Below are 9,514 nucleotides of genomic sequence, written 5' to 3' on the forward strand. Positions count from 1 at the left end.
AGCGACATGGAAAATTCTCGAAAAGGATACCAAGAGTCATTTTCAATGACGCTTGGTATGAGGCCCTAAAGAGATCTATTGCAGGAAGAACTGCCGTTCAAAGGCGAACATGTCCTTGAAAACGCAGAATTCCGGCGGGCCTAGGGTGATAACGGGGGCGGTTTTTGACAAGGTGGCGCGCCATTGCCGGTGGGCGCGGTCAAAAGCCTCAGCCTGCTCAGGCGTAAGGGGCTTGATCCAATAGGCAAGCGAGATGTGAAAGCCATAGGTGTCCGGATCGCTGATACGGATGCCGGTGGCCTCAGATAGGCGGCGGCGCAGGTCGCGCAACTGTCGCGACTGAGCGGCATCGACCGGTAGCAAGGGCAGGGTGATGGCCCCGCCTTCGGGGGTCGGTGCCGCCAGATCGACCTTCATACGGATAGGCTGGGTCAGACCGGAGCGAAAGCCTTTGAGGCGTTCGGCCATCAGGCGATGACAGGCCTCTAGCGACAGGTCGCTGGGCACGCCCTGCGGCCATTGGCCGGACCGTTTGCGACTGTTTTCCGTGACCCCTTCAAATACGGTCATATGATAGCTGGAGGGCGGCAACAGGGTGGCGTTCGACAGGAAGGGGTAGTCGGCGGCCGTGCGATAAATGTCGAGCAGGGCGTTAAACGCGACGCTGTCCGGACCCTGCTGCGGCAAATGGCAGACGAAGGTATTGCCGGGGTATTTTTTCACCCTTCCATCCGCATGGAACTTCCCCCCGACCGCATTGGTATTTATCGCCGCCTGTGCGGGGACGGTCATCAAGGCCTGAGCCCCTGCCATGCCGAAGGCCGAGGCGGAGGCGAATTGGTTGATAAACCGGCGGCGGGAGTAATCGGACATGGGTATCTCGGAAAATACCCCGGATGGACAGCCATCCGGGAAGGGGTGTGAGGGACACAGGTTTAGAAATTGGCGCTGAGGCCCAGCATGTATACGGAGGGTACATACAGACGCTTGGCGGCAATTTCCTGATCGTTGCCGATATTGGTATCGGCGCCCTGATTGGTGATATTGCTGCCAGATAAGGAGACCGTATAAACCCGGTTTAGCTTGTACGACAGGTTGAGATCAAAATAGTCGCGCGGGGTATTGTAGGCGAGCTTGTAGAGGCTGGCGGTTGAGATATTGTCCGCATTGGGCAGGTTGGTCGAACCGCTGATACGGCCATCCCAGGCCTGCCCGGTGTGATTCCAAGCTATACGCGCCCGGAACCCTTGTTTGTCTTCATAAAAGAAGGCCAGATTGTAGGCGTTTTTCGCCTGATCGGGGAGGGTTTTGAAGTTGTAGGTGCTGCCGTCCGACAGCCTGACCGGGAAGCGCGTTTTCATAATGACCCCATTGGCCTGCATCCCCAGATTGGACCACAGACCCGGCAGGTCATTGAAGTGTTTTACGAAGTTGAATTCCAGCCCGGTGACCTTGGTGGTGTAGGGAGAGTTCACCGGCCGGGTCCACAGATAATCCGTACCGTCCAGTGTCGCCAGGGTTTGCACCTTGTAGATTTCGTTCTGCACGGCCTTATGGAACAAACCAATCGTGAACAGACCTTCACCCTTATCGAAATAGAATTCCTGTATCAGGTCGAAATTGTCAGAAACGCGGGCTTCCAGATCGGGGTTCCCCGATGTGCGCGTCGGCGTCGCGCTGGTGTAGTCGATGACGCCGCCACGCAGGCTTTTCTGCGTCAGGCTGGGGCGACCCATTGTGCGGCTATAGGCAAAACGCGCACGGCTTTGCGAGGATGTATTATAGATGAAGCTGAACGAGGGCAGGAGATCGGTCTGTTTGTCGCTGGCCGTGGCATAGACGTAGCCGGTCGCCCCCGTGCCGCCGCTGACATTATTATAGCCCCACGTCGCATAGTCCGTCTGTTCGGCGCGCAGCCCGCCCTGCGCCTCCCAGGTCGGGGTACGCCAGCGCATCATGACGAAGCCCGCGGCGATCTTTTCGGTGGTGCCAAAGCGGTTGCCGATGGCGCTGTTATTGACCGTGGCGGCAAGGGCATGGGTCAGGTCGGACAGTTTGCCCATATCGGCCAGCGGGATACAGACATCGCAACCCGGTCCGCTGAGATATTGACCGGTGACGACCGAGCTAAGCAGAATGCCGCTGGCAGACGAGCCGTAATCCGTGCGGCTATAGTCATCGCTGCGGCTGTTGCGACTGAACTTGAAACCGCCGGAGACGCCGAAGCCTTCGTCCGCCAGCGTCAGGCCATAGTCAAGGCGCGCTTCCATTTCCGTGAGTTGCGCGTCTGTGGAGAAGCGCTCCTCAAGATTCCGCCCGCCGCTGGCACCGCTCTGTCCGCCGCCATTGGCTGTGGAATAGTTGGCAAAATTGGCGGCCTTGGCCGGGAAGGTCGTGCCGATCGGGGTCCAGATGAAATAGTCCCCTTGCTGACGAATGGCGTAATATTCGTTATTGGCCGCAGGCAAAGAGAAACGATTGAACAACTGCGGATTGTCAAACGTGGCCTTGGACGTGCCCAGTTTCACTTCACCGGTCATCTTGTCCGTGAAGCTGTGGTTTAGGGTCAGGTTGAGGCCGCTGATTTTACGTTCGAAACCCGCTTGCAGATACTGGTACAGGCTGGCGATGTCGTCCATCTCGGCATAGCCGTCTGCGAAGTTTTTGGCGTCGTAGTTTGAGCCGTTTTGCGCCGGATCCAGCGTGGCTTCGTTGCGAACAAAGTCCTCTTTCTGATCCAGCACATAGGCCCCGATCGACAGTTTCGTCAGATCATCCATGCGCCACGACAGCTTACCATAAAGGGCTGAGCGTTCGCGCGTGTCGTCGTAATTGTGCGAAGTGCGGGACGAGGGCACGGACTTGTAAGTTCCGCTATAGGGATCGAAAACGACGGCCAACCCTCCTGACTTAGCTGTGGGCCCGAAGGAATAGGCATCGCCGCCATTTTCATACTGGGCGATGTTCATCTCGCGGCGCCAGTAGGAGCCGGAAAGCGCCACGCCGAACTGATCACGATTGCCGAAACGGCGCGTTGTCAAAAACTCCGCCTGATAGGTTTCGCGGTCGCCACCATAGCGCTTTTTGTTGTCGGTTACGCCGCTGCGCACGGTGAGGCTGTTGCGGTTACGCTTGCTGTCCAGCGCATCTGGCACCGAGAAGTTGACGCTGCCGCCGACCGAATGTCCCTCCATATCGGCGGTGGAGGTTTTCAGGACGGTGATGCGGCTGGCAATATTCGACGGCAGGGCGTCCATGTAAAACTGACGGCCGCCGCCATAGTTGGCATTGTCTGGCGAGGCCATCATGAAGCCATCCACCGTGGTGGTATTGTAGCTGGTGTTGAAGCCGCGAATGGTCACAAAGCGTGGCTCACCCAGATAGGTCCACACATTGACCCCGGCCACCCGGCGCAGCGCCTCACCGGCATTGAAATCAGCGAGCTTGCCCACATCATCGGCTGAGACGACATCAACAATGCGGCTATCCTGACGTTTGACAACAATGGCGGACTTGTCCGCTGCCCGCTGACCGGTCACCACGACTTCGGTCACGTTGTCTGTCGTTTGCGCCACGGCCGAGGCGGCACCAAGGCCCGCCAGGGCGGCGCTGAGAAAAAGGCGGTTACGCCAGTGAGAGCGGTGGTTGGTCATAGCGGTCCCCTAAAGCCGCGCCCAAATACACACAATGTGTAAGGTGAGGCGCGAAATTTTCGTGTCAGGCCCTCGTTAACACACTTTAAGTGTATTTAATGTGACAAGATACAAATAAAGTGTATTTTTATATAAAATGGGGTATGAGGCCCGCATGCAGACCGATATCCCTTTGATTCCCGACCTTGGCCGCAATGATCGGCGCGTTTTGGGCCTGTTGTTCCGCCATCGCGCCCTGACCCAGTCCGGGCTTGTCGAACAGACGCAACTGACGCAGCAGTCCGTTTCGCGCATTCTGGCGCGGTTAGGCGAGACAGGGCTGGTCGGCACGGGTGGGCGGGTCAGCGCCGAGGGGCGCCGGGGCTATCCCAGTACGGCCCTGTCTCTGCGGCCTGAGCACGGTTTCAGCCTCGGCATCGCGGTTCTGGCCGGGCGTGTCTCCATGGTCATCAGCGACTTTTCAGGTGCGGCCCGCACCCAGAAAGGGCTGTCGCTCAATCCGGTGGGGGTGTCGCGAACGCTGAACGCTGTGGATGACGCGCTCGATGAACTCTGCGGTTCGTTCGGCTATGCGCGTTCGCAGTTAACCGGCATAGGGATCGCCGTTTCGGGCTCCTTCATCGCCGGCGGCGGGTTCAACACGCCCACCTATCTAGAGGAATGGGCGGGGATAGATATCGAGCGGCTGTTCGCTGACCGCTTCGGGGTGATCGCTATCGCCGATAATGATGGCAATGCCGCCGCCGTGGCCGAAAGCCAGTTTGGCGTCGGGCGCTGGGCGGACAGCTTCGCCTATCTGTATATTTCGGCCGGCGTCGGGGGCGGGGTCATCCTTGACGGGGAGCCTTGGCGTGGGCGGCACGGCAATGCCGGTGAATTTGCCGGTGGCCTGCCGCCACACATTTTTCCTTTTCCGAATCTGGAGCTGCTGCGGCAACTGGTGGTGCGCGAGGGAGAGGCCTTCGACACGGTCGATGCGATGGTGCAGGGATTTAACGCCGACTGGCCCGCAATTGAAGAATGGATCGCGCGTGTGAAGGATTCTCTGTCTATTATCGCCTCGAACGCCACGGCCATACTCGATGTGGACGCTATTGTTCTGGGCGGGCAGATGCCGACGGAACTGGCACAACGCGTCATTCCGCACATCGAGCTGTTCGATCAGAAACGCCGCAGCGTGCCGCGCCCTCTGGCGCGCATCGTTCCGGCCGAAGCCTCTGGAGAGGTCGCGGCTATCGGCGCCAGCCTTTTGCCGCTGAAGCGATTGTTTTTCGGCGCTGAATGAAGTCAGCACGTCGCGTCGGCAGCCCGCTCGGTGCCTCTACGGAGATGGGCTTTGCAGCGTCACCCTGCGTAGACGTAAGGAAATGAGCGCAACGGCCAAAGCCCCGGCGAGCGAAGGCAGCACCATCAGAGCAACGATGGCGTCGGCGCCCTGACCGGTGGCGCGATAGGGGATGCGTTCCAGTCCTATCCCCACTGCGTACACGGCGGCGGCCTGTGCCAGCTTGGCCCCGAAGGTGAACAGGCCAAACCATTTGGTGGCCTGCGCTGCGTCGAACGCCACGGCCTTGGCGAATAGCCCCCAGGTGTACATGGAGACACCCCCGCCAGCGGCCCCATAGAGGAGGCCAATGCTCAGGGTGAGGGGCGGGGTCAGGCGGCTCAGGGTAAAAAAGGCCACGCAAGCGGCAGCCAGAAACAGGGCGGCGAGCGTGTAGAGGGCTTCCGGTGCCTGACGACGGGTCAGCCACGCCCACAGCGGCTGACTGAGCAGCTTGCCCAGTGCCACAAAGGTCATGAAGCCCAGCGCTGACACGGCGTCCGGCGCGGCATAGGCGGTGAAATAGGGTTCCAGCTTATCGAAGAAGGGTCCGGTGGCAGAAACGCACACCATGGCCGCGATAAGATAAAGATAGGCCGGGCTGGGGCCCGCACCCGCCGTGAGAGTCAAGGGGGCGGCCGGGGCTGGTGTGTGTGGTGAAGCAATGACTTCGCCCGCGTGGTGTCGCGACAGCAGGAAGGCGAAGCCGCAAGACAGGGTCACGAGCGCCAGAGAGATTAGAAAGAAGTCCGGGCCGGACACCGCGCTGATCTTCCCCATATGGTGCAGGCCGGTGTGCCTCACCCACGAGGCTGTGACGCCGGTCAGAAACAGGGTCGCCGCACCGCTGGCGATATAGCGGATGGAGGCGAGACCGAAACGGTCCGAGTCCGAAGACGAGGCCAGGGCGAAATAGGTGTTATGCGGGACGTCGTAGAGGGCATAGGCGATGCGAAACGCCATCAGAGCGGTGATGGTGTAGACAAGGCGCGCCTCCTGCGGCACGCGACCGGCATAGGCGAAGAGGACGAAGCATAGCCCGGCCAGTAGGCTGCCGTAGAATTGTGCTCGCGCCGCCGCGGCGGCGCGGGAGACAAACCGCGTCATCAGACGACCGATCACTAGGTCCGCTACGGCATTGAGCACGAGTGAAGCGCCGATAATGCTACCGGCGACATCCGGAGCGAGGCCCACGGCTTCGGTCAGGAAGAAGATGAACAACAGGCTTGAGGCGTTCCACAACAAGGCTTTGCCAAAGCTGGCCAGACCATAGGCAAGCTTCTGACGCGACGGCGAGGGCACGTTGGCAAGGTTCACGAGGTGAGCATAGGGATCATTGTGCACACCGATATGACAGGGCTTACAACAGTTCGGTTTTGAACACCCGCAGCTTAAGCGGTACGGCGGCGGCCCCCAGAGCGGTGGCGTCGCCAGTGACTTCTGAGGGAACGACGCGCGGCTGCGGCCGGTCAAAGCCGCGCCTGGGCGCATGGCGCATATCCACGCGCTCGATCATGCGTTCGGCCAAGGCGCGCGGCACGCGGCCCCCGATGACGATGGCCTGCGGATCGACGATGGCAGCGCAGGCCGAACAGGCGAGAGACAGGGAATCGCTGATACGGTTCAGCCAGTCATTGACCGCAGGCGAGTGGATATCCAGCGCGTTAAGCATGTCGCCTATGGTGTCGTATTCCTCGTCCCGGCGCGCGAAGCAGTGGCGCAGCAATTCCAGTGTGGGGGGGGTGTAGATAAATTTGGGCAGGGCGCCGGCAAATTCTCCGGCATTGCCATGCACACCGCGCATGAGTTGCCCGTTGATCACCAGCCCCCCCCCGAAGCCCGTAGCGATATACATATAGGCAAAGGTGCGCGCCCAGCGGCCAATGCCAACCAGACTTTCACCGGCGGCGGCGACATTGCCGTCATTGTCGGCCCAGGCGGGCAGACCAAAGGCGTCTTCGAAGATTTCGGCCACATCGACACCGGCCCACTCATCAAGGCTGCGTGGGCCATTAAAGCGTCGCCCGCCTTCCAGCGCAAACCCGGTAATGCCGATGCCGATGCCGATAACCCGCCGGGGGCTGATGGCCGCGTCAGTGCAGAGATCGGCAAAGGCCTGCTGCACGCCGTCCAGCACCCCTTCGCGCGACATGACCGGCGGGGTGAAGCGCCGAGAGCCGCGATCCTGCCCGGCAAGGTCCATCAGCAGGACAGAGACGGCGTCGGCCATGATGGAGACGCCCAGCGTAAACAGATGGTCGGGATTGAGCGACAGGGCTGTCCCCGGCGGGCCGCGACGTCCGGAAGCGACGCGGTCTCCGATGAGCAGGAAGCCTTGTTCAATCAGGTCACCTACCGTACGCGACACGGTCTGCTGTTTGAGACCGGTGTGTGCCACGATATCGGCCTGGGTGGTGGCCTGACGGCTCTGGACCAGACTGAGTATGCGGCGTTCAGTGGTGGAGGTCGGCAGCAACGGATCGGTCAGGGCAAGCATTAAGGGGTCCAGATAGGCGGCGTTCGGGTCATAAGGAGGCGCAGGGCAAACTCGCTGCCAGATACCTTGGCGTTGCGAAGGGTGCAAGGCAAATGCGGCGTCGCATTTATAACACGGGATACGTAAATATAAACCAAACTCCGCCCTTAAAATACGCATATTGGGTGTAAATTGCGCTATAGATGCCCATGCGCCGGGCGTATTTCCGGATTTTTCAGTTCAAATGTCATAAATAATACGCATAATGGGTTTAATTGCGGCGTCATCACAATTCGGGTGCTGGAGGCTGATTATGTGTAAATCCCAACTAGGTCTGGGCGTTTCGACCCTGACCCTGGCTATGATGGTTACGGGCGTTGTGTCCGCTCACGCGCAGGAAGCGCCTGCGGCTGAGTCGGTGCAGGAAGTGGTTGTGACGGGCTTTCGTCTGCAAAACCGTCAGCTGATGATCCTGAAGGACGCCGATGAGCGCATCGCCGAGTTCATGACCGGCGATGAACTGGGGCAACTGCCTGATTATAACATTTCCGACGCCTTCCGTCGCATGCCGGGCGTGCAGACCGAGTTCGATGAGGACGAAGGCCGCTTTGTCGGCATTCGCGGTCTCGATCCCAACTTCACCGTCGGTTCGTTTGATGGTTCGACCATCGCCACCTCCGAACGCGGCAACCGTCAGCTCAATCTGGAGTCCGTGCCGACCTCGGCGGTGAAGCGCCTGGAGGTGTTCAAGTCGCGCACGCCGGACATGGAAGGCAATGCTATCGGCGGTACGCTCAATCTGATCACCCGTTCGGCCTTTGACCGCAGGGGGCTCTATTGGGTCGGCAGCGCCTTTGTCGGCACCAGCGACAGCCAGAAGGTGCCCGGCAAGGGCTATGGCCGTAGCAGCGACGACGGTGCCAATTTCCGTTTCGACGGCACGGTTTCGACGACCTTCGGCAGCCAAGATCAGTTCGGCGTCCTGTTCACCGGGGCCTTCTCGCGCAAGCGCCGCGATCAGGAACGTTTCGTCCCCGGCAGCTACAGCCTGACCAATGGCGTTCCGGTGCAGTCGGCGCATCTGTGGTCGAGCTACCCCAACTCGGTCGATCGCTACGGCGGCACGCTGAAGCTGGAATGGCGTCCCTCCGAGACGCTGAAGACCGCACTGACCACGACCTACTATATTCAGGCCGATAACGAACTGCGCCATTCGCATCAGTTGACGCGCGGGGCGGTTTCGACCGACACGGCCCTGACCTCCGGCAACAAGGCGCGCGTGACGACCGCCGGCGGCTTCGTCCGTTTCAACGACTTCCCCATCGACAAGCCGCTGACCATTGTACAGGCCAGCGCCGACTGGACGCCGGACGATCATAACATCGTCAAGTTCCGCGCCGCCTATTCGGAAGCCTCCTTCGTCGAAGCCTCCAACCAGTTGCAGTACAATCTCGCCACTTCGGCGGCCAATGCCTATAATTACACGATCAATGACGGCATCCCGACGGCGGTGCTGGATAACCCGACGACCTTCCTCAACCCCTTCAATTACAAGTTCAACAGCTACACTCCGTACGAGGACGACAGCGACGAATATATCACCGAGGCGTCGCTCGACTGGCGTTTCAATATGGAGCGTGGTGATCACGGCTGGGGCTTTGGGGCCGGGGCCAAGACGCGCGATCTGACGCGCGATTTTGACCGCTATCAGGACGTTTACGCCTTGGCGGCGGGTCAGACTTCGACTCTGGAGGACGTTTTGATGCCGGCCGACTACACTTCGGTCAATGCCACGACGCGCCAGTTGTTTATCGATTTCGACAAGTTTCAGGCGGATCGCCGCGCCAATCCGACGAAGTTTGTTCTCAACACCGCCACCACGGCGCTCAACCGCATCAGCAACGACTACGTAGTGACCGAAGGCGTCGATGCGCTCTACGTGCAACTGCGCCACGCCGGTGAACGCCACAGCCTGATCTTTGGCGGCCGCTACGAGGATACGGCGACCGAAGTGAATGGTTACCGCGTCAATGGCAACACGGTCACGGAGCTGAATCGCAA

At 60.1% G+C, this 9,514-nt stretch carries 6 protein-coding genes; 2 read left to right on the forward strand and 4 right to left on the reverse strand.

The window, feature by feature from the left end; genetic code table 11:
* Positions 1-75: 75 nt before the first annotated feature.
* Both Q0072_RS19450 and Q0072_RS19455 read right to left on the reverse strand, forming a co-directional pair.
* On the reverse strand, positions 76-873 hold the full coding sequence (locus Q0072_RS19450; protein ID WP_298333266.1) for a DUF1868 domain-containing protein: 798 nt from the start codon (positions 871-873) through the stop codon (positions 76-78).
* A gap of 62 nt (positions 874-935) precedes the next feature.
* Entirely contained in the window at positions 936-3,653 is a 2,718-nt protein-coding gene (locus Q0072_RS19455; RefSeq protein WP_298333268.1) for a TonB-dependent receptor, read from the reverse strand.
* A 154-nt stretch (positions 3,654-3,807) separates the two neighbouring features.
* On the opposite strand from Q0072_RS19455, the gene Q0072_RS19460 reads away from it, so the two are divergent.
* On the forward strand, positions 3,808-4,938 hold the full coding sequence (locus Q0072_RS19460; RefSeq protein ID WP_298333270.1) for an ROK family transcriptional regulator: 1,131 nt from the start codon (positions 3,808-3,810) through the stop codon (positions 4,936-4,938).
* A 36-nt stretch (positions 4,939-4,974) separates the two neighbouring features.
* Here the strand turns inward: Q0072_RS19460 and Q0072_RS19465 are convergent, their stop codons facing one another.
* Positions 4,975-6,294 (reverse strand): MFS transporter, encoded by a 1,320-nt coding sequence (locus Q0072_RS19465; protein ID WP_298333272.1) that lies wholly within the window; start codon positions 6,292-6,294, stop codon positions 4,975-4,977.
* A 43-nt stretch (positions 6,295-6,337) separates the two neighbouring features.
* Positions 6,338-7,474 carry an ROK family transcriptional regulator gene (locus Q0072_RS19470; protein ID WP_298333274.1) on the reverse strand — a complete coding sequence of 379 codons (1,137 nt, stop codon included), beginning with the start codon at positions 7,472-7,474 and terminating at the stop codon, positions 6,338-6,340.
* Positions 7,475-7,766: 292 nt separating this feature from the next.
* Between Q0072_RS19470 and Q0072_RS19475 the strand changes: the two genes are divergently transcribed.
* Positions 7,767-9,514: TonB-dependent receptor plug domain-containing protein (locus Q0072_RS19475; RefSeq protein ID WP_298333276.1), on the forward strand; the 1,748-nt coding region annotated here is incomplete at its 3' end.

The sequence above is a fragment of the Asticcacaulis sp. genome, assembly GCF_027484505.1.
Lineage (GTDB): Bacteria > Pseudomonadota > Alphaproteobacteria > Caulobacterales > Caulobacteraceae > Asticcacaulis.

What these genes read in the sequence shown, in the direction of transcription:
- Q0072_RS19470 (WP_298333274.1), bottom strand. Translation starts at nt 7,474, where the DNA reads ATGCTTGCCCTGACCGATCCGTTGCTGCCGACCTCCACCACTGAACGC.
- Q0072_RS19455 (WP_298333268.1), bottom strand. Translation starts at nt 3,653, where the DNA reads ATGACCAACCACCGCTCTCACTGGCGTAACCGCCTTTTTCTCAGCGCC.
- Q0072_RS19450 (WP_298333266.1), bottom strand. Translation starts at nt 873, where the DNA reads ATGTCCGATTACTCCCGCCGCCGGTTTATCAACCAATTCGCCTCCGCC.
- Q0072_RS19460 (WP_298333270.1), top strand. Translation starts at nt 3,808, where the DNA reads ATGCAGACCGATATCCCTTTGATTCCCGACCTTGGCCGCAATGATCGG.